Source organism: Paenarthrobacter sp. 2TAF44, from assembly GCF_052114885.1.
Classification (GTDB): Bacteria; Actinomycetota; Actinomycetes; order Actinomycetales; family Micrococcaceae; genus Arthrobacter.
In genome coordinates, this window is record NZ_JBFRFP010000011.1 from 178,587 (window position 1) to 204,130 (window position 25,544).

Annotated in this window: 22 protein-coding genes; 9 read left to right on the forward strand and 13 right to left on the reverse strand. The window is 61.8% G+C overall.

All coding sequences use genetic code 11. The annotated features are described in order from the left end of the window. Positions 1-22 precede the first annotated feature (22 nt). The 7 genes from AB4Z15_RS12845 to AB4Z15_RS12875 all read right to left on the reverse strand — a co-directional run bounded on the left by AB4Z15_RS12845 (position 23) and on the right by AB4Z15_RS12875 (position 6,848). A complete protein-coding gene (locus AB4Z15_RS12845; RefSeq protein WP_442017578.1) occupies positions 23-1,819 on the reverse strand; it encodes a peptidoglycan D,D-transpeptidase FtsI family protein in 1,797 nt (598 codons plus the stop codon). Positions 1,820-1,861: 42 nt separating this feature from the next. After that, positions 1,862-2,527 (reverse strand): hypothetical protein, encoded by a 666-nt coding sequence (locus AB4Z15_RS12850; protein ID WP_442017579.1) that lies wholly within the window; start codon positions 2,525-2,527, stop codon positions 1,862-1,864. Next, positions 2,524-3,552, reverse strand: a complete 1,029-nt coding sequence (gene rsmH, locus AB4Z15_RS12855) for a 16S rRNA (cytosine(1402)-N(4))-methyltransferase RsmH (RefSeq protein ID WP_442017580.1) — start codon at positions 3,550-3,552, stop codon at positions 2,524-2,526. The genes AB4Z15_RS12850 and rsmH overlap by 4 nt, the downstream gene beginning before the upstream one ends. A gap of 136 nt (positions 3,553-3,688) precedes the next feature. Beyond that, complete coding sequence (gene mraZ / locus AB4Z15_RS12860) at positions 3,689-4,120, reverse strand: division/cell wall cluster transcriptional repressor MraZ (protein WP_442017581.1); 432 nt, start codon at positions 4,118-4,120, stop codon at positions 3,689-3,691. Between the two features lie 472 nt (positions 4,121-4,592). Further along, entirely contained in the window at positions 4,593-4,961 is a 369-nt protein-coding gene (locus AB4Z15_RS12865; RefSeq protein ID WP_442017582.1) for a DUF3040 domain-containing protein, read from the reverse strand. 236 nt (positions 4,962-5,197) lie between these two features. Further along, positions 5,198-6,460, reverse strand: a complete 1,263-nt coding sequence (dinB, locus tag AB4Z15_RS12870; RefSeq protein WP_442017583.1) for a DNA polymerase IV — start codon at positions 6,458-6,460, stop codon at positions 5,198-5,200. 94 nt (positions 6,461-6,554) lie between these two features. Continuing rightward, positions 6,555-6,848: a hypothetical protein gene (locus tag AB4Z15_RS12875; RefSeq protein WP_442017584.1), complete on the reverse strand. Its 294-nt coding sequence runs from the start codon at positions 6,846-6,848 to the stop codon at positions 6,555-6,557. 4 nt (positions 6,849-6,852) lie between these two features. Here AB4Z15_RS12875 and AB4Z15_RS12880 point away from each other — a divergent pair, with 4 nt between their 5' ends. Together AB4Z15_RS12880 and AB4Z15_RS12885 are read left to right on the forward strand one after the other, a co-directional pair. After that, a complete protein-coding gene (locus AB4Z15_RS12880) occupies positions 6,853-7,101 on the forward strand; it encodes a hypothetical protein (protein ID WP_442017585.1) in 249 nt (82 codons plus the stop codon). Then, entirely contained in the window at positions 7,098-8,192 is a 1,095-nt protein-coding gene (locus tag AB4Z15_RS12885; RefSeq protein WP_442017586.1) for a polyprenyl synthetase family protein, read from the forward strand. Before AB4Z15_RS12880 ends, AB4Z15_RS12885 begins: the two co-directional genes overlap by 4 nt. Positions 8,193-8,307: 115 nt before the next feature. On the opposite strand, the gene AB4Z15_RS12890 is transcribed toward AB4Z15_RS12885, so the two are convergent. After that, the gene (locus AB4Z15_RS12890) at positions 8,308-8,661 is read right to left on the reverse strand and encodes an Rv2175c family DNA-binding protein (RefSeq protein WP_216922937.1); all 354 of its coding nucleotides are present in this window, start codon (positions 8,659-8,661) and stop codon (positions 8,308-8,310) included. Positions 8,662-8,921: 260 nt separating this feature from the next. On the opposite strand from AB4Z15_RS12890, the gene AB4Z15_RS12895 reads away from it, so the two are divergent. Then, positions 8,922-10,262 carry a LysM peptidoglycan-binding domain-containing protein gene (locus AB4Z15_RS12895; RefSeq protein ID WP_442017587.1) on the forward strand — a complete coding sequence of 447 codons (1,341 nt, stop codon included), beginning with the start codon at positions 8,922-8,924 and terminating at the stop codon, positions 10,260-10,262. 77 nt (positions 10,263-10,339) lie between these two features. Next, positions 10,340-12,454 carry a Stk1 family PASTA domain-containing Ser/Thr kinase gene (gene pknB / locus AB4Z15_RS12900; RefSeq protein ID WP_442017588.1) on the forward strand — a complete coding sequence of 705 codons (2,115 nt, stop codon included), beginning with the start codon at positions 10,340-10,342 and terminating at the stop codon, positions 12,452-12,454. 75 nt (positions 12,455-12,529) lie between these two features. Here the strand turns inward: pknB and AB4Z15_RS12905 are convergent, their stop codons facing one another. Together AB4Z15_RS12905 and AB4Z15_RS12910 are read right to left on the reverse strand one after the other, a co-directional pair. Further along, positions 12,530-13,933 carry a class II 3-deoxy-7-phosphoheptulonate synthase gene (locus tag AB4Z15_RS12905; RefSeq protein WP_442005590.1) on the reverse strand — a complete coding sequence of 468 codons (1,404 nt, stop codon included), beginning with the start codon at positions 13,931-13,933 and terminating at the stop codon, positions 12,530-12,532. A gap of 66 nt (positions 13,934-13,999) precedes the next feature. After that, positions 14,000-14,791, reverse strand: coding sequence for a lysophospholipid acyltransferase family protein (locus AB4Z15_RS12910; protein WP_442005591.1), 792 nt, complete (start codon positions 14,789-14,791; stop codon positions 14,000-14,002). 109 nt (positions 14,792-14,900) lie between these two features. On the opposite strand from AB4Z15_RS12910, the gene AB4Z15_RS12915 reads away from it, so the two are divergent. From AB4Z15_RS12915 to AB4Z15_RS12925, 3 genes are read left to right on the forward strand one after another with little or no spacing between them, the layout of a single operon-like run. Next, a complete protein-coding gene (locus AB4Z15_RS12915) occupies positions 14,901-15,689 on the forward strand; it encodes an alpha/beta hydrolase (RefSeq protein ID WP_442017589.1) in 789 nt (262 codons plus the stop codon). Further along, positions 15,686-16,489: an alpha/beta hydrolase gene (locus AB4Z15_RS12920; RefSeq protein WP_442017590.1), complete on the forward strand. Its 804-nt coding sequence runs from the start codon at positions 15,686-15,688 to the stop codon at positions 16,487-16,489. The genes AB4Z15_RS12915 and AB4Z15_RS12920 overlap by 4 nt, the downstream gene beginning before the upstream one ends. Continuing rightward, positions 16,476-17,042: a hypothetical protein gene (locus AB4Z15_RS12925; protein WP_442017591.1), complete on the forward strand. Its 567-nt coding sequence runs from the start codon at positions 16,476-16,478 to the stop codon at positions 17,040-17,042. The genes AB4Z15_RS12920 and AB4Z15_RS12925 overlap by 14 nt, the downstream gene beginning before the upstream one ends. A 30-nt stretch (positions 17,043-17,072) precedes the next feature. Here the strand turns inward: AB4Z15_RS12925 and AB4Z15_RS12930 are convergent, their stop codons facing one another. Next, entirely contained in the window at positions 17,073-18,131 is a 1,059-nt protein-coding gene (locus AB4Z15_RS12930; protein ID WP_442017592.1) for an ROK family protein, read from the reverse strand. 188 nt (positions 18,132-18,319) lie between these two features. On the opposite strand from AB4Z15_RS12930, the gene AB4Z15_RS12935 reads away from it, so the two are divergent. Then, the gene (locus AB4Z15_RS12935; protein WP_442017593.1) at positions 18,320-20,131 is read left to right on the forward strand and encodes an AMP-dependent synthetase/ligase; all 1,812 of its coding nucleotides are present in this window, start codon (positions 18,320-18,322) and stop codon (positions 20,129-20,131) included. Positions 20,132-20,201: 70 nt separating this feature from the next. Here AB4Z15_RS12935 and AB4Z15_RS12940 read toward each other — a convergent pair whose 3' ends face one another. Then, positions 20,202-23,597, reverse strand: a complete 3,396-nt coding sequence (locus tag AB4Z15_RS12940; protein ID WP_442017594.1) for a pyruvate carboxylase — start codon at positions 23,595-23,597, stop codon at positions 20,202-20,204. Between the two features lie 304 nt (positions 23,598-23,901). On the opposite strand from AB4Z15_RS12940, the gene AB4Z15_RS12945 reads away from it, so the two are divergent. Continuing rightward, positions 23,902-24,711, forward strand: coding sequence for a ParA family protein (locus tag AB4Z15_RS12945; RefSeq protein WP_442005598.1), 810 nt, complete (start codon positions 23,902-23,904; stop codon positions 24,709-24,711). Positions 24,712-24,801: 90 nt separating this feature from the next. Here the strand turns inward: AB4Z15_RS12945 and AB4Z15_RS12950 are convergent, their stop codons facing one another. Beyond that, a complete protein-coding gene (locus AB4Z15_RS12950; RefSeq protein WP_275965381.1) occupies positions 24,802-25,395 on the reverse strand; it encodes a MerR family transcriptional regulator in 594 nt (197 codons plus the stop codon). Between the last annotated feature and the right edge of the window lie 149 nt (positions 25,396-25,544).

Sequence of the window (25,544 nt, forward strand, 5' to 3'; positions counted from 1 at the left end):
CCGAAACAGACGCCCAAGAAGCTTACTTGACGAACTGCGGCAGGCGCGCGGGGGTGCCGGTGGATGGCGCCACGTTGTAGGTCCTGAGGACCTGGGACATGACCGAACGGAACACGGGACCATTGGTGATGCCGTAGATATTTCCCCTGGGACGCTGCAGGACTACCTCCACGATGAAGCGCGGGTCATCCATGGGCGCCATCCCCACCATCGAGGCCGTATACCCGTCAAAACCGGCGAGTCCATCTTCCCGGGGCGCCTGTGAGGTGCCTGTCTTTGCTCCCACCCGGTACCCGTCAATGGCCGCGTCCTTGATCTGGCCTTCGGTCACTGCGCTTTCCAGGATGTCCTTCATTTGTTGAGCAGTCTCCTTGGACACCACCTGCCGGGACTCCTTGGCAGGCACCTTCTGCTCTTCACCCTCAGGCGTGATGTAACTATCGATGAGCCTTGGCTGCACCATCACGCCGTCGTTGGCAATCGTCTGGAAGGCCCGGACGGTTTGCAGCGTCGACTGCGAAACTCCCTGACCAAACAGGACCGTGTACTGCTGGCGTTCATCCCACTGATCAGGCTTGGCGAGGATACCCGTCGCTTCCGCCGGAAGGCCAATGTCCGTTTGTTCGCCGACGCCGAACTTCTTCAGCCATTCGTAGCGCTGCTCTTTGGTCAGCCTGCTTCCCGCCATCACGGTGCCGGTGTTCATGGACCAGCCCAGGATTCCGGCCAGCGTGCGTTCTTCGGTGCCGTGCTCGAACGCATCAGTGAACGTCTGACCGTCGATGGTATACGACGGCGGGATGGTGAAGTGGTCCAGCGGAAAGGACTTACCCTCCTCAATCACGGCAGAGGCAGTGATCATCTTCTCGACGGATCCAGGCTCGTAGGCGGCCGTCACAGAACGCACACCGCGGTCCTTGGCATCAACCTTCCCGGGGTCGTTGGGGTCCGGGGCGTTCGTGTCGGCCAAGGCGATGAGGTTGCCCGTCTTGGTGTCGATCACAATGATCGAACCCCACTCAGCGTTCATCTTGTTGACCTGGCTTTGGATGGCCTGCTGTGCGAAGTACTGGATGTCTGTATTGAGGGTCAGCTTGACGTCGCTTCCATCGACAGCTGGCGTGAGCTCATCGGTGGCCACGGGAATCCTGAGGCCATCCGCGCCAATCTCGAAAACACGCTTGCCCTCGGTACCGCGGAGCACTTGGTCCTGGGTTTGCTCGATGCCTGCCTGGCCTGTGGTGCCATCCTGGAGGAAACCCACCACGCCCCCTGCAACGCTGCCGTTCGGATAGACACGCTTACTGACGCCTTCGGCGGCCACACCCGGAATGTGCAGCTTGGAGATGCGGTCTTCAAGCTCCGGCTTCACGTCCTTGGCCACCGTAGAGTACTTCTTGTCGCCAGTGAGCGACTCCCTGACCTTGGCAGGGTCAGCCCCGAGGAGCGAAGCCAGTTCGGAGATCCCCTGGTCCCGGGAGATCGTCTCTATTTCTTCAGTCTTCTCGTTGTACCGTTTGAACTCAGCTGTAGCACTGTTCAGGACCTGATCCACAACAATGTTGTAGCGGATGACGCTGCTGGCCAGGACATTACCGTTGGAATCCAGGATCCTGCCGCGTTCGGCCGGCAGTACCTGCGGTGTGAGCCGGTTGGCAAGAGCGGCCTCGGCCATCCCACCGACATCAAGGCCCTGCACCATGAAGAGTTTCCCGCCCACCACCAACAGCAGCGTCAGCATGATGCCAAGACCAACCCGGAGCCGCTTCCTTGCCGCCGGCACCTTGGTCTTTTTTGATTTGCCGGGGTTTTGCGCCACGTTGATTCCTTGCTGCTGGCCTTGCTTCGGTGGTCTTGCGGGCTAGTGCCCTGGTGCCTTCTGCTGGGGCGCCGGAACGGATCCCCCGTGAAGCTCCGCGGGCGCGGCTGCCGGAGTCGCCGGCTTGGCAGCAGGCGCAGCCGGTGCGGCCGCGGGCGCTTTCGGTGTTGCCGGCTTGAGGTTCTCCAATGGATCCTTGGTAGTCACCGAGGGAACCACATCAAGCTGGCCGGCAACGGCCGGAGGGGCGATCACCGCCGCGGGGTTGTCTCCCTTGACAGCAGGCGTTGCCTTTCCGGTGACCGTCATGGTGTTCAGATCAATCTGCCCCTTGACGGTGGACTGGACCATTCCCAATTCTGCAGCCTTTGCCGCCAGATTCTGGGGAGCCTCGAAGTTCTGCTTCTTCTGTGTCAAGTCCTGGTTTTCCTTGTTCAGCGTGGCTGCTTCTGATTTCAGCTGCACCAACCGGTACTGGGCTGTGGATACAGAGATGTTAAGGACGAGCACCGTCAGCAGGGCGGCTGCCATCACCACGAAGCACAGGACAACAAAGGGAGTGCGCCGCTTCCCGGGGACGCTGCGCACAAGCGAAAGCGGCGTGCGCGCCTTTCGGCCGACGTCGGGCCGGCCTGCTGGAGCCGGGAGTGCCCTGGCCGTGTTGCCTACCACGGAGGAGGGCAGTGTCTTCGCTGCGGCGGTGCTCATGCGACTCTCCTTGGCTTGATGCGCTCCACGGCCCTGAGTCGGGCAGACGCCGCGCGGGGGTTCTCGGCAATTTCTGCGGCCGTAGGCACTTCCGTGCCTTTGGTCAGCGTTTTCAGTTCGGGCTTGTGTTCTTCGAGTTCAACGGGGAATCCGAGCGGTGCTGAGGACTTGGATCCTGCCTGGAAGACGGACTTTACGATCTTGTCCTCCAGGGAGTGGTAGGACATCACGACAATCCGCCCGCCCATGGCCGTCGCTGCGACGGCGGCTGGAACAGCCCGTTCCAGGACGTCGAGCTCTTCGTTGACCTCGATACGCAGCGCCTGGAAGGTCCGTTTGGCCGGGTGGCCACCGCTCTTGGCCGCGGCAGCAGGTACCACGCCCCGGATTTGCTCAACGAGTTCTCCGGTGGAGGCGAAGGGCTTCTCAGCCCGGGCAGTAACGATCCTGTTCGCAATCCGCCCGGCGAACTTCTCTTCGCCCCACTTGCGGATGATGCGGACCAGGTCTTCTTCGCTGTAGTTGTTGACGACGTCTGCCGCGGTTTGCCCCCGGCTGGTGTCCATGCGCATGTCCAGCGGTGCATCGTAGGAGTAGGCGAAGCCACGCTCCCGTTCATCCAACTGCAAGGACGATACACCCAGGTCCATGAGGATGCCGTGGACTTCAGGGATACCCAAATCCGCCAGGACGTCCTCGATTTCGTCATAGACCGCGTGAACCAAATCCGTGCGATCCGAGAATGGTTCCATCCGCGCACCGGCCAACGCCAACGCTTCCTCATCGCGATCGATACCCACGAGGTGCAGATCAGGGAAGCGTTGCAGCATGGCCTCGGAGTGGCCGCCCATGCCCAGCGTCGCATCGATAACGATCGGCGTCTCACCACGGGTGCGTGCTGCTTCGAAGCCGGGGGCGAGCAAGTTGATGCAGCGGTCCTTCAGGACGGGCACGTGGCGCTCAGATGTGGGCTTTGCCGCGTCCTGCTCTTCCACGTTGCCTCCTCTTTCCTCAATCGCTTGCATTCAATTCCTTGGATCGGATCCCCATCCGCGCCTATCGTTCCGCCGGCCTGGCTCAGGGGAAGTTGAGCCAGGAAGACAGTTCGATGGGCGGCTGGAGATCCCATCCAAGAACCGGGGCCAAGGCCCCCTCCGCCGGTTAGATGAACCCGGGCAGATTGTCATCGTCGGTTTCCGAGAAGGCTGCTTCCTTCTCGGCGAGGTATTCATTCCAAGCCTCGGCATCCCAGATCTCCGCGCGGGTACCGGCACCGATAACTGCCAATTCCCGGCCAAGCCCTGCATAGGCCCGGAGCGCCGGCGGAATCGTCACGCGCCCCTGCTTGTCAGGTATCTCGTCAGAGGCCCCAGACAGGAAAACCCGAATGTAATCACGAGCCTGCTTGGAGGACAGTGGTGCCTCCCGCATCGATTCGTGAATGCGCTCGAATTCCTTCTGGCTGAAGACGTAAATGCAACGTTCCTGACCCCTTGTGAGAACCAGGCCCTCGGCAAGTTCCTCACGGAACTTCGCGGGAAGTATGATCCGGCCCTTTTCATCAAGACGTGGGGAATGGGTGCCAAGAAACACCGGCCCACCGCCCCTCAGTCAAGGTGCCCGTTCATACCCAACCCTGCCAATACCCTCTTATGCGCTCCACTTTACTCCACAAAGCCCCACAGTCAACGCACAACAGGGCGTTTCTCCACCACTTTGAGTTTCTGAAGGCGCGTAATGGCGCGGATCCACGGACGTGGTGGGAAGTGGAGGACAGAGGCAGGTCTGGGTGCACGCCTCAATGGGCCACGCTGGAATCAGGTGCAGCACGGTGTCGCTGCCGCTCCACAGTGGGCTGCCAATCCTGAAGGGGTGGAAAGTGGAGGATGGTGCAGCAAGGAGGACTGGGCAGGTAGGAGGACTGGGCAGCAGTTAAACGCAAAAAGACCCGTTAGGGGTCTTTTGTGTCCCCTGCAACTCAGGGGCATGCACCAATTACGGCGCAGGTAATTATGGAATCGCTACTTGGAAGGATCCGTTTCCGGGTTAATGCTGGCGGTCACGCTCAATTGTCGTCGCGGCGACGCTCGTCCCAGCGCTCCTCAAGATTGCTCATGAACGAACTCTTGGACTTTGACTTTCCGGTTTTCCCCTTCCGGGCCTTGCCGAACGCCGCGCCCCGAAGAGTCGCAAAGTAGACACCTGCACCCATCACGACAAAGCCGAGGACACCAACGAAAATCTGTTGGAGTGACACGCCGACCAGCAGCAAAAGGATGCCTGCAATGGCACCCAGGACACCAATTATCACGTGCCGGGTTGACCAGCTGCGGATGGGATCCGAACCCATGGTGTTGGCAAACTTCGGATCGTCCTCATGAAGCTGCTTCTCAAGTTGCTCAAGCAGCTTCTGTTCATGCTCCGAGAGGGGCATCGCGACCTCCTTTAGTCAGCCAGCGTCTGGACGAATCGCGGCCTGTGCGTCTGTTTCCAAAACGATCGGGCCACGAAAAGCGTTCCCAAAAATTTCCGCTTTGTTAGCGGACATCCTGGGACCGACTGCTCAGGAAACAGCTGTCCAGACGATCTAAATATCTGTACTAATTAGGATAGTTTGTCAGGCGCTGTTCTGAAAGACGCGCGGAGGGCGCCTGCCCGGCTTCGCGGGGGTCATTGGGCGTCGGGAGTCTTGCCCGGATCCAGGAGCCTGGCCGGGAGCAGGGTTTTGGAGCCGAAGCGTTCCGCAACGCGGTCAAGGGCCTGCTCCGCGGCCCGCCAGTTGTCATCCCGCCGGTCAAGGCTGAGCTGCAGGGACGCCTGGCCGGCCGGTTCCAGCTGCTCAGCACGGACGCCTACAAGACGGACGCTCATGGATCGTGCCCCCAAGGACTCCAGCAATTGCACGGCAACCTGGTAAATAAGCTGGGCGCTGTCAACGGGAGTATGTACCGTCCGGCTACGGGTCACAGTGGAAAAGTCGGCGTATCGGAGTTTCAAAGCTATGGTTCGGGCCAGCATCCCGGAACTTCGCAGCCGCGCTGCCGTGCGATGGGACAACCTGAGGAGCTCCCGCTGCACCAGGGCGTCGTCTGCCGAATCTGTGGCGAAGGTCTCTTCTGCCCCGATGCTCTTTTCCAGCCTGGTAGGAGTGACTGGCCGGGGATCTATTCCCAGGGACAGTCGGTGCACATGCTCTCCGCTGGCGCCAAGGACCTTTTTCAACGATGCCACGGGCGTTGCTGCTACGTCGGCCACCGTCCGTATGCCGAGGCGTGCCAGCACCTCGGCGGTCTTGCCGCCGACGCCCCAGAGGGCATTGACGGGCAGGCTGTGGAGGTACGGGATGGTGTCCTCGGCGTCGATCTGGAGGATGCCGTCCGGCTTGCAGCGGGTGGATGCGATCTTGGCCACAAATTTGGTTCCGGCAATCCCCACTGAAGCGGTGATACCAAGCTCAGACCGAACCCGTTTGCGGATGAGATGGCCAATGTCCAAGGGGGATCCGAGACGGCGGATTGCACCGCCGACGTCCAGGAACGCCTCGTCAACGCTCAACGGCTCCACGAGGTCCGTGATGGAGGCGAAGATCTCCATGAGCTGCGCCGAAACCTCGTAGTAGAGCTTGTGGCGCGGGTGGATGATGACAGCGCCCGGGCACATCCGCATGGCTATGGCCATCGGCATCGCTGACTTCACACCTGTGGCCCGGGCTTCGTAGGACGCCGATAACACAACCGAACGTTCAGCAGGGAAGCCGACGATTACTGGCTTGCCCCGCAAGTCTGGCCGGCCGCGCAATTCCACGGAAACGAAAAAGGCATCCATGTCCACGTGGAGGATGCTGGTTCGCCGCTGTTCCCGCAGGGCATCCTGAGCGCTGCGGGCTGGTTCGCTGCCCACGCTTTGGGCGCTACCGGATGCTTCCTGACTCACAACGGCAATACTATGCCCGGCCACTGACTAAACTGGAGGCACAGTCCCCCGTCAGCCCAAGGAAGGATACCCCTGTGAAGCTCTTTGGAACTCCTCAATCGCGAGGGTTTGCCCTGCTCGCAGCGAGTGTCGCCCTGGCGGTTTCCGCCTGTACTCCGCCCACCAGCAGCCCGGCCCCATCCGCATCGGGGAGCTCCTCTGATTCCTCCACGGCTGCGCCATCTTCCCCGGCATCCCCTTCATCCTCGACACAGGCTCCTGACTCGTCCGGATCAGCCGGACCTGTGCCGGGCGCGACGGCCACAGTGGGCGCCTTGGTCCCCGGCTTTCCGGAACAGCTCATCCCGGTGATGCCCAAGACGTCCGTGCGCTCCAGCAGTTTTGACAAAAACGTGTCTCCTGCCACCGTTGCGCTCGTAGGAACGGTTAAAGCTCCGCCGGAAAGCGTGGTGGATTACTACAAGACATCCCTTGAAGCGCAAGGGTTCAAGGTTGTTCCGGGCGCCCAAGCCGTAGGCAACGTCACGTCGATCGACTTCATCCGCGGTGACGGTGAAACGGTCAATGTTTCCGTGAGGCAAAAGGAAGGCGTTTCCACCTTCACGATCGGCGCGAACGTGGCGGCCGGGTCCGTCAAGTGACGCCGGTTTCCCAACTCCACACGGAGCAACTCGAGTTTATTGGCGGTGTAGCCGGGAAGCTGAATGAGTTCCTGGCGGTCCAGCAGGACATGATGGCTACGATTTCGCCCGATGTCGCTCCCCTCATGGGGTCAATATCGAACCTCGTCACCGGCGGAAAACGGCTCCGTGCGCTGATGTGCTACTGGGGCTGGCGGGGTGCGGGCGGTCCCGTCGGTGACTCGGACATCCTGACAGCCGGTTGTGCTTTGGAACTTTTCCAAGCCGCGGCCCTCATCCACGACGACATCATTGACCGTTCGGATACGCGTCGCGGGGGTCCCAGTGTGCACCGTCGCTTCAGCCAACTCCATCAGGCCAATGGTTGGGCCCTGGACAATGAACGCTTCGGCCATGCAGCGGCGATCCTGACCGGCGATTTGTGCCTTTCCTTCAGCGAGGAATCCTTCACGGAAATCGGACCCCGGGCAGCAGCAGGAAGCGAAGCACGCCGCATTTTCAACCTCATGCGGGCCGAGGTAATGGCCGGGCAATACCTGGACATTCTCGAGGAAGTAGCCGGCCCTGTACGCGATCGAGCGGGTTCCGTGGACCGCGCCACCTCGATTATTCGCTACAAATCCGCAAAATATTCCACCGAGCACCCTTTGGCCCTGGGTGGAGCGTTGGCAGGCGCATCCAAGGAGCTGCTGAAGGCATATTCCGCATTTTCCTTGCCCTTGGGCGAAGCGTTCCAATTGCGCGATGATGTCCTGGGTGTTTTCGGCGATCCCGAGACGACAGGAAAACCCGCGGGCGATGACCTCCGCGAGGGCAAACGGACAGTGCTCGTTGGATTTGCCATTAACCTGGCTCCCACGGATCAAGCCACGTACCTGGACGAAATGCTGGGGAAACCGGATCTGGGTGAGGACGATGTTTCCACAATCCGCGACATAATGGTCAACTGCGGAGCGCTTGATGCCACGGAGTCCCTTATTGACGAGCTGAGCGACAAAGCCTTCGCCGCCCTGGAAGAGCTGCCGGTGGAAGAATTACCGCTCACAGCATTGCGCCAACTGGCTGAGGCAGCTGTCAGCCGGGCCGCTTGATGGCGCCTCCCAGGCGTTGAGACGACGACGGCGGTCAAGAACCGCCGTCGTCCGCTGTTTAACTGCTTATGACGGAATCCAACTGTCGGCTAACCGACTACCAGGCGAGACTGCGTTACCAGGCGAGAGACTGGGCGCGACGCCGAATCTCCGTCTTGCGTCCTTCGCGCAATGCATCGACAGGCCGTCCCCGCAATGAATCGTCAGGGGTAAACAACCACACGATGAGTTCTTCGTCGTTGTAACCGGCATCGCTAAGAACCGCAATGGTTCCCTTCAAGCTGTCCACGACGTGTCCATCCTGAATAAACAGCGCCGGAATCGAGCGGATATTCCGCTCACCCCGCCTGATGGCAACCAGCGCACGCTCATCCAACAGTCCGTGGACTTTGGTGATGGAAACTCCGAGCAGCTCGGCGACATCCGGCAGCGGCAACCAGTCGGAAACAAGGCTTTCTACATTACTCACGGAACAAGGTTGCCACGCCGGGCTGCCTGTCGCCTAGCCGAAGTACGACGGCGGACCCTCCACGCGGGAGAAAGTCGCCTTTTCATGGGGGTGAATTCGGCGAGGAGATTTCCAAAGCGCGCGAATTGTTGTGCCTGATGAATAAGTGTGAGAGATTCACACTGATCACACTTGCAACATTGATAACATCAGTAACATTGGCAACACTGGTAACAGCGGCAACACAAACTACTCCCGCTGCTGAGATGAGGACACATTCCATGACGACGCCCCGCTCGCCGAAACGAACCATGAGCATGCCGGTTATTGCGGCAACCACGGCTGCGCTTCCCGCCATGGTTTTGTCCTCGCTTGCCTTGGCCCAGCCAGCCACGGCTGCACCGGCACCCCAGCCGCGTAAGATTCCCGCTACCCTCGCTGCAGCCATGAAGGCCCAGGCCACCAAAGTGGGCAATGTGATTCCCGCCCAAGCGGTTGCGGCGACCCTTCCGTCCGCCCTGCGGCCCATGACTCCCTCCGTACCGGACACCTACAAGATCGTCCGCGGAGACACCATCAGTGCCATCGCACGCCGCTTCAACCTGGACACGTCCGCCGTCCTGCAGTTGAACAAGCTCACGGCAACAACGCTTATTTACCCGGGCCAGACCATCAAACTCACTGGCACTGCCCCGGCCGCCCCTGACCAGGCGCCCGCGCCGGCGCCGAGCGCACCTTCAAATGCCACAACCTACACGGTGGTTTCTGGCGATACGCTGGGCGCGATCGCCGCCCGGTACGGTGTCCCACTGTCCAGCATCTTCAGCTGGAACAATCTCAGTGGCAGCTCCATCATCTACCCTGGCCAGAAGATCAAGGTGAGTGGTGACTCTTCGCCCGCGACTCCCCCTGCTCCTGCCCCGGCTCCGGCACCTGCGGCCACTCCCGTGGCCAACACGGGCTCCTACACCATCAAATCCGGCGACACCCTGAGCTCCATTGCATCGCGTCACAACGTTTCGTTGTCAGCGCTGATGAGCGTCAATACAGTTTCGGCAACGACCGTCATTTACCCCGGACAGAAGCTCACCATCCCCGGCACTACGTCACTGCAGCCCGCCGGGGAAACCAAGCCCCTGGTGCCTAGCTCGTTCCTCGGCTTTACGTACCCGCCCGCTGTCGTCAGCTCCGCCAACGAGAACAAGGCGCTGCTGAACGCTTCGCCTGTCCCGAGCCGTGATGAAATGAAAACAATCGTGGCTGATACCGCCCGGCGCATGGGAGTCAGCCCCTCATTGGCACTTGCCTTCGCCGAACAGGAATCCGGCTTCGACCAGCGTGCGGTCTCCCCCGCCAACGCCATTGGAACCATGCAGGTCATTCCTTCCTCCGGCCAATGGGCATCTGATTTGGTGGGCCGCAAGCTCAACCTCCTGGATCCCTATGACAATGCAACGGCCGGCGTCGCCATCATCAGGGCACTCATCGCCACCAGCAAAGACCTCGACAACGCCATTGCGGGTTACTACCAAGGGCAGTACTCGGTCAGCAAGTACGGCATGTACGACGACACCAAGCGCTACGTCGAATCGATCAAGGCCCGGCAACGTACTTTCGGCTAGGCCGTTCCCAAGCACCTTCGGACGAGGCCTGGGTCCTTTGCGGATTCGGGCCTCTTCCCTGCCTCGATTAGGATCGTATGGTGCAGGAACAAACGCAAGACCACCTCATCGGGACCACGGTGGACGGGCGCTACCACGTCCGCTCACGCCTTGCCAGAGGCGGAATGTCCACCGTCTACCTGGCCACGGACCAGCGCCTGGAGCGCGACGTGGCCCTCAAAGTCCTGCACCCGCACCTGGCAAATGACGAGACGTTCCTGGAGCGACTCAGCCGCGAGGCCAAGGCCGCTGCGAGCCTGTCCCATCCCCACGTTGTCAGCGTGCTGGACCAGGGCGAAGACGGGCATATCGCTTATCTGGTGATGGAGTATGTCAAAGGCCATACGCTTCGTGACGTCATCAACCAGCAGGGTGCACTTCCACCGCGCCTCGCCCTCGCTCTGATCGATCCCGTCATCGAAGGTTTAGCGGCAGCCCATGGAGCAGGACTCATACATCGGGACATCAAACCGGAGAACGTGCTCATAGCGGACGACGGCCGGATCAAGGTAGGCGACTTCGGATTAGCCCGGGCTGTCACGGCCACCACAAGTACAGGCGCCTTGATCGGCACGGTCGCGTACCTCCCTCCCGAATTGGTGCTCGGCAAACCCGCCGATGCCCGCAGCGACGTCTACTCAGCGGGCATCATGCTCTACGAAATGCTCACAGGCAAGCAGCCATATGCTGGCGAGTCCCCGATTCAAGTTGCTTACCAGCACGTCAACGCCGTGGTTGGCCGCCCCTCAGAGGCTGCTCCCGGTCTTGCCGAAGACCTGGACGAACTTGTGCAGTGGTGTACTGCTGTAGACGCCGAAAACCGGCCCGTGGACGGCTCCGCCTTGCTATCGGAACTTCGCCACATCCGAACCACCCTGAGCGACGAACAACTGGACCACCGGCAGCCCTCCTCCCGGCCCCTCTCCCCTGGCGCTGCTGCTGGGGCAGCGGGTTCCATCGGGGCAGCCGCTTCCGCGGGTCCCGCTTCCGGCGCCGCTCGGCAGGGGGCCACCCCGCAAGAGAATCCCACCGAGGCCCTTGCCACTACAGCATCGCCCACCGAATTCATCCCACACCAGAGCAACCCGACAACCGTGATGGCAGGATCTGCACGGCAACCACGCAACGCCGGCCTGGCCCTTCCCGGTGTGGACGATGACCTGCCCCAGCCCAGCAAACGGGAGCAGAAGAAGCTGGAGCGGCAACAGGCTAAAGACCAGGCCCGGGCTGCTGCCACCCCGATGCGCCCCTTGCGTGAAGGCAATCCCCGGCGGCGCGCTGTTATTTGGACAGTCGTGATCGTGATCCTGGCGCTGCTGGCAGGTTCTGCCGGGTGGTTCTTCGGCATGGGGCCTGGATCTCCAGGCACCGTTCCCGATGTCAAGAACAAGACAGTGGCCGAGGCCCAACAACTCCTGCGAACGGCAGGATTCCAGTCCGAGCCCAAGGACGTCTTCGACGACGACGTCCAGGCGGGGCTCGCCGTCGGGACTGAACCCAAATCCGGGGAAGTGGTACGGAAGTTTCAAACCATCGCGCTTTTCGTTTCAAAAGGTGCACAACTCTTCGCGCTCCCCGGGCTGACGGGTGGGACTCTTGATGACGCAAAGACGGCCCTTAACGCCGCCCAAATGACCCTTGGCAACGTCACAGAGGCTTTTGACGAAAAGATACCCGCAGGCATTGTCATCTCCCAGGACCCTGCCCCGGGCAAAGAAGTCCGCCACGGCACGCCGGTTTCCTTCGTTGTTTCCAAAGGACCCCAGCCCATCCCCGTTCCCGATGTCCGGGGTTTACCCCAGGATGCTGCCGTGAAAGCAATTCAGGATGCCGGATTGAAGGCCGTTGTCGCTCCAGAGACGGTCAACGACAAATCTGTGCCCAAGGGCGCCGTTGTGGCACAGTCCCCTGGCAACGGCACGCTCGTCCGCGGTGAAACGGTGACCCTGACGCTGTCCAAGGGACCCAAAATGGTCAAACTCCCCAATTACGTTGGCCAGCAGGCCAAGAAGGCCGTGGAGGAGCTTGGCAAATTGGGTTTCGAAGTCAAGATCACCGATGTCCTCGGCGGTTTCTTGGGAATCGTCCGGGACCAGAGCCCAGCAGGCCCAGAAGCGCCGGAAGGGTCAACCGTTAACCTAACGGTGGTCTAGCCGGTCCACCCTAGTCGCAGACTATAGAAACTGGTGCGGTCCGGATTCCTCCGGACCGCACCTTTCTTGTATCTACTACCTCTTGGAGAGAGCTCCTGCCACCAGGAAGGCCATCTCGAGGGACTGCATGTGGTTCAGGCGCGGATCGCAGACAGATTCGTAGCGGTCCAGGAAAGCGTCCTGATCGATGGGATCTGCACCACCGAGGCATTCAGCGACGTCGTCGCCGGTCATTTCGACATGCAGACCACCCGGAACCGTTCCCAGGGAGTGGTGTACCTCGAAGAATCCACGTACTTCATCGATGACGTCGTCGAAGTTGCGGGTCTTGTACCCGTTTGGCGAGGTCACCGTGTTGCCGTGCATCGGGTCCGTGACCCACAGGACCTGGGCGCCGGAGGCAGTAACGCGCTCGACGACGGCCGGCAGCTTTTCGCGGATGTTGGTGGCACCCATGCGGGTAATGAATGTCAGGCGCCCGGGTTCGCGGTTGGGGTCCAGCTTGTCGATGAGGCGCAGGGCATCGTCGCCGCTGGTGGTGGGGCCGAGCTTGACTCCAATGGGGTTCCGTACACGGGAAAGGAAGTCCACGTGGGCATGATCGAGTTCGCGGGTCCGCTCGCCGATCCAGAGGAAGTGGGCGGAAGTGTCGTAGGGCAGTCCGGTGCGGGAGTCGATGCGGGTCAGTGCGCGTTCGTAGTCGAGCAGCAGTGCCTCGTGGCTGGCGAAGAACTCAACCCGCTTGAGCGCCTCGAAGTCAGCACCACAGGAGTCCATGAACATGATGGCGCGATCAATGTCGCGGGCAAGGGACTCGTACCGGGCATGCGCCGGGTTCTCAGTGAAGCCCTTGTTCCATTGGTGGACCAGCCGAAGATCCGCGAAGCCACCTTGGGTGAATGCCCGGATCAGGTTAAGTGTGGATGCCGACGTATGGTAGGCCTTCAGCATCCTGCCGGCGTCGTGCGCGCGGGACTCGGGTGTGAAGTCGTAGCCGTTGACGATATCTCCGCGGTATGCGGGAAGCGTCACGCCGTCGCGGGTTTCATCGTTGGACGATCGTGGCTTGGCAAATTGGCCGGCCATGCGGCCCATCTTAATGACCGGCATCGCCGCACCGTACGTCAGCACGACGGCCATCTGGAGGATCGTCTTGACGCGTGCGCTGATCTTGTCCGCGGTAGCGGCTTCAAAGGTTTCTGCGCAGTCTCCACCCTGCAGGAGGAAAGCCTTGCCCTGGGCGGCCGCAGCCAAGCGCTCCCGAAGAACATCAACTTCGCCGGCAAATACCAAAGGCGGAACGACGGAAAGTTCCTTAACGGAGGCCTTGAAGACCTCGGAGTCAGACCACGTGGGCTGCTGGGAAATCGGCAGGTCCCGCCAGGCGTCAAGGCCGGGGTAATTTGCAGCCCCACTCTGGGCGGTGCTGGCGAGTGGGTCTACTACAGGGGGTGCGGTGTTCGCGGTTAGCTCAGTCACCCTTCAAGAGTAGTAGCCTCCGCCAAGGTTGGGGCACTGCAGGCGTAACTGTCCCTGCCGAATGCGTCACAGTCCCCCGCTGGCCGCTCCCCCGTCTTCCTTGGGTTCATCCTTGTCATCGGCGATGTCTGAAGGAGCCTCCTCGGCCGCTTTGACTTTACCCACGGTCCCGGGCCCTTTGCCGTCCAGGCGGGCCTTGACCACAGCTGCGTACTCGTCCACGTACTCTTGTCCGGAAAGCCGCATCAGCTCGTACATGATTTCGTCAGTTGCAGCCCGTTGAATGAGCCGGTCATCCTCCATGCCGTAATAACGGCTGAAGTCCAAGGGCTGCCCAAAGATGACACCGATGCGCCGGATGCTGGGCAGCCTCTTGCCAATGGGCTGGACCTTTTCCGTGCCAATCATGGCCACCGGCACCACAGGGACACGGGTCTGGAGCGCGAGCCGCGCAACACCCACCTTGCCGCGGTAGAGCTTGGCGTCCGGACTCCGGGTGCCTTCGGGGTAGATTCCCAAGAGCCCGCCGGAATTCAGGACGTCCTTCCCGGCTTGCAGCGATAGCTCCGACGCGGCTCCGCCGGAGCGGTCCATGGGTAGTTGGTTCGTCAGCCTGAAGAACAGCGCCGTCAAGCGGCCCTTCATGCCCTTGCCGGTGAAGTACTCGGACTTGGCAAGGAAGATCACGGGCCGATCCACCATCAGGGGCAGGAAGATGGAGTCCGAAAAGGACAAATGGTTGGACGCCAGGATTGCTGGGCCGTTTCCGGGGACGTTGTCCAGCCCTTTGACCCATGGCCGGAACAGCAGTTTGAGAACAGGACCAAGAAAGATCCTCTTCATGACCCAATAGAACACGTTTGTCCTCTCACGACCGGTTTACGGGCGTCCTTCCGGCCAAGCCGGTGGGACTCAACAGCAACCCTACTCCAGTGAGAAATATCGGTAAGAGTGACACGATGGAGCCATGACGGAACGCAACAAACCAGCCGCGCCGCTCGCTTTCCACCATCCCGGCCATGGAGCCAATGCTTCCACCGGAGTGGCCATCTGCCACGGATTTACGGGTAGCCCGCTGAGCGTCCTGCCCTGGGCCGAGTATCTGGCCGGGCAGGGATTTTCCGTTTCAGTGCCTTTGCTTCCCGGTCACGGAACCAGCTGGCACGATCTCGCCACCACACGATGGCAGGACTGGTACAGGACATTTGAGCGAAGCTATCTGGACCTTGCCGCCCGGACCGAGACGTGTTTTGTGGCAGGCCTGTCCATGGGCGGTGCTGTTGCCCTCCGCCTCGCTTCACTGCACGATGTTCGAGGCCTGGTCCTGGTGAACCCAGGGTTGAGTTTCTACGATCGCCGGGTCAGGTACGTCGGAGCACTCAAGTACGTCATGCCCACCACCTCACCCATTGAGGAAGAAAAACCGACGGCGGCCGCCACACAGGACGGTGACTACTCAAAGACGCCTTTGAAGTCAGTGCACGAACTGAAGAAGCTCTTCCGCCAGGCAACCCGGGCCCTCCCACAAATTCAAGCCCCGGCACTGGTCTTCAAATCTTCAGTGGACGGTGTCATCCCGCCCACTTCCGTAGCTATGATCAGCAGGCATATGGACCCTTCCCGACTCAAGGTCGTGACCCTCCCGGCGAGCGGCCACGTAGCCACGTTGGATGTGGATGCACCCACCATCTTTGAAGAATCGGCGGAGTTTTTCCGTCAGCATGCCGTGGACAGAGTAGCCTCAGAGTCATCATGAAAATGCTTCCCGATTTCTCCCCGTTCCTTAGCAACTGGACTGGCTCAGGCCCCCGGGTTGGCGTCGTCATGTCACACGGGTTTACGGGAAGCCCGCACAGCGTCCGGCCTTGGGCCGAACACCTGGCAGCGGCGGGATATGCCGTCAGGGTTCCGTTGCTTCCCGGGCATGGAACTACCTGGCAGGATATGGCCACGCGTTCATGGCGTGAATGGCACCGGGCCGTTGACGATTCCTACAGGGAACTGGCAGGCGAATGCGATTTCGTGTTCGCGGCCGGACTGTCCATGGGCGGAACACTGGCGCTGCGCATTGCTGCCACGCGGCCAGTGGCCGGAACTATTGTGGTCAACCCAGGCCTGGTACTCGATGACCCGCGCGCCGTGATCGTTGCGGCCCTCAAGTACGTCGTGAAGAGCACTCCGGCGATTGCCAATGACATTTTGAAGCCGGACCAGGACGAGGGGGCATATTCCCGCACACCGGTTGCAGCGGCCCACGAGTTGAAGAAGATGTACAAGGACACTGCCGCGATATTGCCGCGCATTACATCACCGGTCCGGGTCTTCCGATCCACAGTGGACAACGTCATCTCCAACGCCAGCCTCGAATTTCTCCGCGCACGGGTCCAGGCGCCCGTTGACGTCACCTACCTCAGCAACAGCCATCATGTTGCGACCCTTGACAACGACGCCCCTGAAATCTTCACGGGAACCGTCGACTTCATCCAAAAGACCATGGCGGCCCTGGCCGGCGATGGGTCTTCCCTCGAAAAGGACAAAGCCGATGAACAGGCCTGATCCCAACTCTGCCGATCAGAGCGCCAACAAAGACGACGACGCCGTCTGGTTGGATTTGGTGGCCAGGCTGGAAGCAACGGAATCCTCACCCTTGGGTGAGGCCCCCGAACCGGGCCGGCCGGAAACGGACCAGGCAGGACCCGGGCCAGCGAAGGAAGACACTCCAAGGGGCTTCAAGGACTTTGATCCGCTGGGCCTGTCTTCTCCGGCTGCGGCAGCCGCGTCGGATGCCCAGGCGGCGCAAGTCGGACCCGAACAACTGGAAGGCAGGCCCTCCGGCCCCCGCGATTTCGAGGCGGACGACGACGACGACGACGGCGCCTTCGTTCCCGAGGAGCCTCCCAGCCTGGTGGGAACGGACCCGCTGACCATGCTGGCATGGATCGGCGCTGTAGGCGGCCCCCTCGCCCTGCTTTTTACGGCGATGTTCTGGCGTTCGGCACCATTGCTGGCCATCCTTGGCATAGTGGTGGCCTTTGCAGCTTCCGTCGTCTACCTGATCATGCGGCTACCGCACGAGAAAAACGAGGACGACGACGGCGCACGCATCTAGGTGCGCGCGCCCACTTGGTTGTCGGCCGGCTTAGCTGTGGGCACGGCCGCTGACCCTCGAAAGGTCAGCAGCGCCGATCATGCCTGCACGGGGTCCCAGAGCGGCGAGCTCAATCCTTGCCATCGGACGGAATCCACGCCCCGTCAAATTCCGGGCGAATGCCTCACGGGCCGGTCCGGCGAGCAGGTCCCCGGCGTCGCACAATCCGCCGCCAATCACGAACATCCCGGGATCCAGTGCCGCCGCCAGGTTGGCCAGCCCCAAGCCCAACCATTCACCTTGGTCCGCCAACAGTTCTCTTGACGTAGAGTCGCCGGCCAGCGCCAATGTTGTAACTGCAGCCCCTGTGATGCTCTCCTCCACACCGCCTGCACGTTCAAGGAGTGCGCGGCCCTCAGGCGAGTTGGTTCGTACCAGCTGGCGGGCCTCGCGGCCGAGGGCGTTCCCCGACGCGTATTGCTCCCAACAGCCACGGTTGCCGCATTCGCAACGGTGCCCGCCGGGGAAAATGATCTGGTGGCCGAATTCGCCTGCCACACCGTAGCGGCCGCGTTCAACCCTCCCGTCCATCACCATTGCGCCGCCGATGCCTGTGCCCAACGTGATGCACACCAGGCGGCTCTCACCTTGGCCGGCGCCAAAGCGCCACTCTGCCCAGGCGGCTGCGTCGGCGTCGTTCGTTAGTAAAACCGGGCGCCTCAACAGATTCTGAAGGCTTTCCCTCAGGGGCTCGTTGCGCCAGGCAAGGTGCGGACTGAACAGTACGGTACCGCCGTCGAGGTCCATCCAACCGGCCGCGCCAATACCCACGGAGGCAATCCGGTGCTCTGCGCTGAGTTCATCAACGAGTTCCACGATGGTCTGCTCCACGGCCCGGGGGTCCGCGCCTGGCGTGGACCTGCGTGCCTCGGCAAGGATCCTGCCCTCGGCGTCAACAACCCCGGCAGCTACCTTGGTGCCGCCGATGTCAATGCCGATGGCCAGCCCCCGCCGGCCCAAATGACTCCTGCGCCCAGCCCAGGGAACATCCTTCAAGGCAGCGACTGGTGGCCGGGGCCGGGCACGGGAACTGGACCGTAATGAAGGCATCCCAACATCCTATTCTGCCGGGCCCGGGGAGGCAGACATCGCCAAGCGCTGGACAACGCCAAGTTGCTCGAAACGGACGGTCATCCGTAAAGTTACTCGCCAGTAGGTTAAATAGGACACACCTCCGCGGGTGGGCATACTAGAGTGAAAGCAGCCTCTCGCGGCCCATGGATATCAAAGGAGCTACCGTGCGTGAATTCAGTGTTCCGCCTCTTGTCAATGTTGCCCCTGAAACCAACATCACGGACCTCGTTGTGCGGGAAGCGGCCAAGCCTTCAAACCCGGCTCTGTTCGCCAAACTGGACAGCAACGCACAATGGCAGGACATCCGGGCCACCGATTTCCTCGCCGATGTCAGGGCCTTGGCAAAGGGCCTTATCGCCAGTGGAGTGGGTGCCGGCGACCGCGTCGGCATCATGTCCCGGACCCGTTATGAATGGTCGCTGGTGGACTTTGCCATCTGGTTCGCAGGAGCCGTTTCTGTCCCGATTTACGAGACCTCTTCCCCATCGCAGGTGGCCTGGAACCTGGGCGATTCCGGTGCTGTGGCCGCCTTCGGTGAAGCCGCCCACCACGAGGACATCATCAGGCAAGCTGTCGCAGCCGAAGACATCCAGTCAGTGGCCAACGTTTGGCAGCTTGAGGGTGCCGGCCTTGATGCCCTTCGCTCCGCTGGCACCAGTGTCACCGATGAGGAACTGGAGACGCGCCGCTCCGCTGCAGGCCTGACGGACCTTGCCACCATCATCTACACCTCCGGAACCACAGGAAGGCCCAAGGGCTGCGAGCTGACCCACGGAAACTTCGTGGAGCTCTCCGAGAATGCCCGGGCGGCGCTGGGCGAGATCATCAACGAGTCCGCCAAGACCATCATGTTCCTCCCGCTGGCCCACGTCTTTGCGCGGTTTATCTCCGTGCTGGCCGTCGCAGGGGGCGTCAAAGTAGCCCACACTCCGGATATCAAGCATCTGCTGGCCGACCTGCAGAGCTTCCAGCCGACATTCATCCTTGCTGTGCCGCGCGTCTTCGAGAAGGTCTACAACTCGGCACTGACCAAAGCCGAGGACAGCGGCAAGGGCGCCATTTTCCACCGTGCAGTGGATACGGCAATCGAGTATTCCAAGGCTCGACAGGCCGGTTCCCTGGGCTTGGGGTTGAAGCTCAAGCATGCAGTGTTCGACAAACTCGTCTATGGAAAGCTCCGCGACGCCATGGGCGGACATGTGGCGCACGCTGTCTCAGGTGGCGGCCCCTTGGGCGAACGCCTGGGCCACTTCTTCCAAGGCATCGGCCTTCAGATCCTGGAGGGATACGGCCTGACGGAAACCACCGCGCCGATCTCGGTCAACACACCCTCCATGATCAGGATTGGCACCGTGGGCGCCCCGCTTCCCGGCAACGCCGTAAAGATCGCAGACGACGGCGAAATTCTCGCCAAGGGCGTCTGTGTCATGCGTGGCTACTACAAGCGCGAAGACCTCACGCAGGAAACCTTTGCCGACGGGTGGTTCCGCACCGGGGACATCGGCGAGCTGGACAGCAATGGCTTCCTTAAGATCACCGGCCGCAAGAAGGAAATCATCGTCACGGCAGGTGGGAAGAACGTGGTTCCTGCGCTGCTGGAAGACCAGATCCGTGCAGACGCCTTGGTTTCCCAGGTTCTGGTGGTGGGCGATAACCGCCCGTTCATTGGCGCCCTGGTCACGTTGGATGAAGAGGCCTTGCCGGGATGGCTGGAACGCCACGGGCTTGCATCCGGCACCACTTTGACTGAAGCCGCCGAGAACCCGGTAGTAAGGGCTGCCGTCCAGGACCTCATCAGCAAAGCGAACCAGTCAGTTTCCCAAGCGGAGGCCATCAAGTCCTTCCGGATAGTCCCCGCGGACTTCACCGAGGCCTCCGGCCACCTCACTCCGTCGCTGAAGGTCAAGCGCGCCCAGGTCATGAAGGACTTTGACGTCGTGATCGAAGAAATGTATTCAGCGCCCCGCGCGCAGTAGCTACGGCGATACAGCAAACGAAAAACCCCTTCCGGAATTCCTCCGGAAGGGGTTTTTCGTTTGTGGATCGTTAGCCGATCACCAGCAGCAAATCGCCGCCCTGGACCTGCTCCACCGAGGAGATGGCGAGGCGGGAGACCGTGCCGGCCACCGGCGTCGTGATGGATGCTTCCATCTTCATGGCCTCGATGGTGGCAACCGTGTCGCCGGCGTTGACGACATCGCCTGCCTTGACCGTAACGGTGACCGCCCCGGCGAACGGGGCTGCAACCTGGCCTGGCTGTGCTGGGTCGGCCTTCTCTGCTGCCTTGACGTTACTCACTACGGAACGGTCGCGGACAACCACTGGACGCGACTGGCCGTTCAGCGTACACATCACCGTACGCATGCCCTTTTCGTCAGCTTCGGACACGGCCTCAAGCTGGGCAATGAGGCGGACGCCCTTCTCCAGCTCGATCACGTGCTCCGAGCCCTGCTGGAAACCGTAGAGGTAATCACGGGTGTCCAGCACGGAGATATTGCCGTAGGTCTCCACGCTCTTGAGGTAGTCCTTGGTAGGACCTGCGAAGAGCAAGCGGTTCAGGGTGTGCTGGCGCGTCTTCGAATCACCCTTCAGCGCGGCGCTGTCCTCTGAACTGATCTCAACGTCCCGGACCTTGATGCTGCGGCCTTGAAGGGCCTTGGTACGGAACGGCTCGGGCCAGCCTCCGGGAGGATCTCCGAGTTCGCCGGAAAGGAAGCCGATGACGGAGTCCGGGATGTCGTAGTTCTGCGGGTTCTCGTTGAAGTCCGCAGGGTCAGCGTTCAGGCCGACAAGGTGCAGTGCGAGATCGCCCACCACCTTGGAGGAAGGAGTCACCTTGACCAGGCGGCCCAGGATGCGGTCTGCCGCCGTGTACATGTCCTCGATGGCTTCGAACTGCTCCCCCAACCCCAAGGCGATGGCCTGCTGGCGAAGGTTGGACAGCTGGCCACCTGGGATCTCGTGCTGGTACACACGGCCTGTGGGACCCGGCAGGCCGGACTCGAAGGGCGCGTAGACCCGTCGAACCGCTTCCCAGTAAGGCTCCAGTGCACCGACGTTGGCAAGGCTCATCCCGGTGTCGCGCGGTGTATTGGCCAATGCTGCCACCAGCGCCGAAGCGGCAGGCTGGCTTGTAGTCCCGGCCAGGGAGGCAGCAGCGACGTCAACGGCGTCCACTCCGGCGTCGACGGCCGCCAGAAGCGTTGCGAGCTGGCCACCGGCGGTGTCGTGCGTGTGCAAGTGCACGGGCAGGTCGAAACGCTCTCGCAGGGCGGAGACGAGCTTGGCAGCCGCGGCGGGACGCAGGAGTCCTGCCATGTCCTTGATGGCGAGGATGTGGGCACCGGCGTCGACGATCTTCTGGGCAAGGTCCAGGTAGTAGTCAAGGGTGTACAGGTCCTCGTTGGGGTCAAGGAGGTTGCCGGTGTAGCAGAGTGCGACCTCTGCGACGGCAGTCCCTGTTGCACGCACAGCCCGGATTGCCGGGGCCATCTGGTTGACGTCATTGAGGGCGTCGAAGATGCGGAAGATGTCAATGCCGGTAGCCGCTGCTTCGTTGACGAAGGCCTCGGTCACCTCTTCCGGGTAAGGAGTGTAACCAACAGTGTTCCGTCCACGGAGCAGCATCTGGATACACGTGTTCGGCAGTGCCTGCCGCAGAGCAGCCAAGCGGTCCCAAGGGTCCTCGCCAAGGAAGCGGAGCGCGACGTCGTACGTCGCACCACCCCAGGCCTCGACGGAAAGCAGCTCCGGCAGCAACGCCGTGACGGCCGGGCCGGCCGCTACGAGGTCGCGGGTACGGACACGGGTAGCCAGCAAGGACTGGTGGGCATCACGGAACGTGGTGTCCGTGACGGCGACTGCCTGCTGCTCGCGAAGCGCTTTCGCAAAGCCCTCCGGACCGAGCTCCAGCAGCTTCTGGCGCGAACCTGACGTGGGAACCGGGCCATCGATCACGGGCAGCTTGCTGGCGGGGTCGGAGTGGACCTTGAGCTCGCCATTTGGCTTGTTCACAGTGACCTCGGCCAGCCAGGTGAGCAGCTTGGTTCCACGGTCGGCAGAGATGTGCGACTTGAGCAGTTCAGGGCGCTTGTCGATAAAGTCCGTGGCCACGTTCCCGGCGTTGAAGTCCGGATCGGCGAGGACGGCTTGCAGGAAAGGAATGTTCGTAGACACGCCACGGATGCGGAATTCCGCCAGGCCACGCCGCGCACGGGCAACGGCGGCCGGGTAATCGCGGCCACGGCAGGTCAGCTTGACGAGCATGGAGTCGAAGTGCGGGCTGATCTCGGCACCGGAGTAGACGGTGCCGCCGTCGAGACGCACGCCCGCGCCACCTGCGGAACGGTATCCGGTGATCTTTCCGACGTCGGGACGGAAGCCATTGGCCGGATCCTCCGTGGTGATGCGGCACTGCAGCGCCGCGCCCTTGATGGAGACCGTCTCCTGGCTCAATCCGAGGTCTGCCAGTGTCTCGCCGGATGCAATGCGCATTTGCGCCTGGACGAGGTCCACATCCGTGATTTCCTCGGTGACAGTGTGCTCCACCTGGATGCGCGGGTTCATTTCGATGAACACGTGCTGGCCTGCACGCTCGCCTTCGGTGTCTACCAGGAATTCAACCGTTCCGGCGTTGACGTAGTTCAGGGCCTTGGCGAAGGCCACGGCGTCACGGTAGAGCGCCTGGCGGATGTTTTCATCCAGGTTGGGCGCCGGCGCGATTTCCACTACCTTCTGGTGGCGGCGCTGCAAGGAACAGTCACGCTCGAACAGGTGCATGACGTTACCCTCGGCGTCGGCCAGGATCTGCACTTCGATGTGGCGCGGGCGCAGCACGGCCTGCTCGAGGAACATGGTGGGATCACCAAACGCAGCATCGGCCTCGCGCATGGCGGACTGCAGGGCTTCGGGGAGGGCTTCACGGGTCTCCACGCGACGCATGCCACGTCCACCACCGCCGGCAACGGCCTTGGCGAAGATCGGGAAGCCGATTTCGTCGGCTGCCGCGATCAGTTCATCGAGGTCCTTTGAAGGCTTGCTCGACTTCAGCACGGGGACACCGGCCTTGCGGGCAGCTTCCAGGGCAGCAACCTTGTTGCCTGCGAGTTCCAGGACCTCGGCAGGCGGGCCCACGAAAGTGATTCCCGCGGCCTTGGCCGCACGGGCCAGGTCAGGGTTTTCCGAGAGGAAGCCATAGCCGGGGTAGATGGCGTCGGCGCCGGCTTCCTTGGCGACGCGGACAACCTCCTCGACATCCAGGTAGGCGCGGACAGGGTGGCCCACCTCGCCGATCAGGTAAGCTTCGTCGGCCTTCTGCCGGTGGATCGAGTTGCGATCTTCATGCGGAAAGACGGCTACGGTCTTGGCGCCCAGTTCATAACCAGCGCGAAACGCCCTGATCGCGATTTCGCCGCGATTGGCCACCAGAATTTTCGAAAACATACTTCTCCTGCATCATTGCGGGTGGATCGGTCGGTGGTCACAGTGTGTAGTGCCGCCAGCATCAAACACAAATCTTTGTGGCAACCATCACAATGGAATCGTCATCTGGGCTGTATATGCGTGCGCGCGACTCCCCACCGTGCTAATGGCCGCAGCATCCTCCGGCACCCGGGCGCGTAGAAAGCGGGAATCCACGGCCCCGCCCCATATGATGTTGGAGGGGCTTCGGCAAGCCCCGGCTCCGGCGGTCCCGGAGCGGAAAACAGCGCGATACGGCAACCGGCGTTAGGTTTTGGGTTTTCAAGTGCAAGTAGTCAGCATCAGCAGCCTCAAAGGCGGAGTGGGAAAGACGTCAGTGACCACCGGCCTGGCGTCCGCGGCCCTCGCGGCCGGCATTCCAACCCTCGTGGTGGACCTCGATCCCCATGCCGACGCTACGACGGCACTCGGCGTCCAGCGAGGTGACCAGTTGGACATTGGCCGCATGCTCAAGAGTCCCCGGAAAGCGAAACTTCCCGAGAACGTCGCCAGCAGCAGTTGGGTTTCCAACGGTTCCAGCGGCGGCAAGCTTGACGTTGCTGTTGGATCCGCGTTCACGGGTATCTATGACCGCCCGGATCTCGGCCGCCGCGACCTTCGCAGACTCTCGGCCGTTCTTGCAGGAACCACCAACTATGAACTGATTCTTGTGGATTGCCCTCCTTCGCTGAACGGGCTCACCCGCATGGCATGGAGCGCCAGCGACCGCGTAGTGCTCGTGGCCGAGCCCGGCCTGTTCTCCGTGGCCGGTACCGAACGGACCATGCGCGCCATCCAGTTGTTCCGACAGGAATTCGCTCCTCATCTGGCGCCAGCGGGAATCGTCGCCAACCGCGTTCGCACCGGGTCAGCAGAGCACACCTTCCGGCTGTCCGAGATGGAGTCCATGTTCGGCGAGCTGCTCCTGACGCCGCACATTCCGGAGCAGGCAAACTGGCAGCAAATCCAAGGCGCAGCGCACTCCGTGCACCACTGGCCTGGCGATTCAGCCAAGAACTCCGCAAAACTCTTCGACGCACTCTTGCAGAGCCTGCTTGAGGGCCAAGCCGGCTTGCGGAATCGCCAGCAGCGCTAGCCCCCACACGCCAGCCATATGACGGAAGAAGCCGCACCCTCTATCCAAGGGGCGGCTTCATCCGTTACTAAGACATCCAGTTGGGCTTATTTAGCCGATACGGCGGGCAACGCGCCGCTTGCTCAATTCATCGTCCGGAAAGGACTGCTCGGCGGCGTGCTCGCTCGGAAGCGCGGCAAGGCTTCCCTCGACTTCCCGCCATACACGTCCCACCGCGATGCCAAAGACACCCTGTCCGCCTTGCACGAGGTCAATGACTTCGTCGGCAGAGGTACATTCGTAAACACTGGCGCCATCGCTCATCAGCGTAATCTGCGCAAGGTCTTCAACACCACGCTCGCGAAGATGCTCCACGGCTGTGCGGATCTGCTGCAGGGAAACACCGGTATCAAGTAGTCGCTTGACTACCTTGAGCACCAGGATGTCGCGGAATCCATAGAGACGTTGCGAGCCGGAACCCGCAGCACCACGGACGGCCGGCTCAACCAAACCGGTGCGCGCCCAATAGTCCAGCTGACGGTACGTGATACCTGCAGCCTTGCAGGCAGTGGGCCCGCGGTAGCCCGCGTCCTCGTCCAGCACTGGAAGGTCCTCTGTGAAGAGCAAACCTTGGGCGCCGGATGCGGGCGCAGCAATGCCGGTCGAGGCCTGCTTCAGCTCGCCTGCTTCGCCTTTCGGACTCACGTGACCTCCTTGTTCTCAGTTCCCTTGGGGACGGTGCTTACCACTGATCACAACGCCGAAATTCAGCCGTGTAATTCCCACAAGTCGGCACCTTCCAGTGTGACTTGCGCGGGCAGTGTATGCAACGGGAACTTGATACCTTCGACGTT

What these genes read in the sequence shown, in the direction of transcription:
- AB4Z15_RS12850 (WP_442017579.1), bottom strand. Translation starts at nt 2,527, where the DNA reads ATGAGCACCGCCGCAGCGAAGACACTGCCCTCCTCCGTGGTAGGCAAC.
- rsmH (WP_442017580.1), bottom strand. Translation starts at nt 3,552, where the DNA reads ATGCAAGCGATTGAGGAAAGAGGAGGCAACGTGGAAGAGCAGGACGCG.
- AB4Z15_RS12865 (WP_442017582.1), bottom strand. Translation starts at nt 4,961, where the DNA reads ATGCCCCTCTCGGAGCATGAACAGAAGCTGCTTGAGCAACTTGAGAAG.
- AB4Z15_RS12895 (WP_442017587.1), top strand. Translation starts at nt 8,922, where the DNA reads ATGACGACGCCCCGCTCGCCGAAACGAACCATGAGCATGCCGGTTATT.
- pknB (WP_442017588.1), top strand. Translation starts at nt 10,340, where the DNA reads ATGGTGCAGGAACAAACGCAAGACCACCTCATCGGGACCACGGTGGAC.
- AB4Z15_RS12915 (WP_442017589.1), top strand. Translation starts at nt 14,901, where the DNA reads ATGACGGAACGCAACAAACCAGCCGCGCCGCTCGCTTTCCACCATCCC.
- AB4Z15_RS12920 (WP_442017590.1), top strand. Translation starts at nt 15,686, where the DNA reads ATGAAAATGCTTCCCGATTTCTCCCCGTTCCTTAGCAACTGGACTGGC.
- AB4Z15_RS12925 (WP_442017591.1), top strand. Translation starts at nt 16,476, where the DNA reads ATGAACAGGCCTGATCCCAACTCTGCCGATCAGAGCGCCAACAAAGAC.
- AB4Z15_RS12930 (WP_442017592.1), bottom strand. Translation starts at nt 18,131, where the DNA reads ATGCCTTCATTACGGTCCAGTTCCCGTGCCCGGCCCCGGCCACCAGTC.
- AB4Z15_RS12940 (WP_442017594.1), bottom strand. Translation starts at nt 23,597, where the DNA reads ATGTTTTCGAAAATTCTGGTGGCCAATCGCGGCGAAATCGCGATCAGG.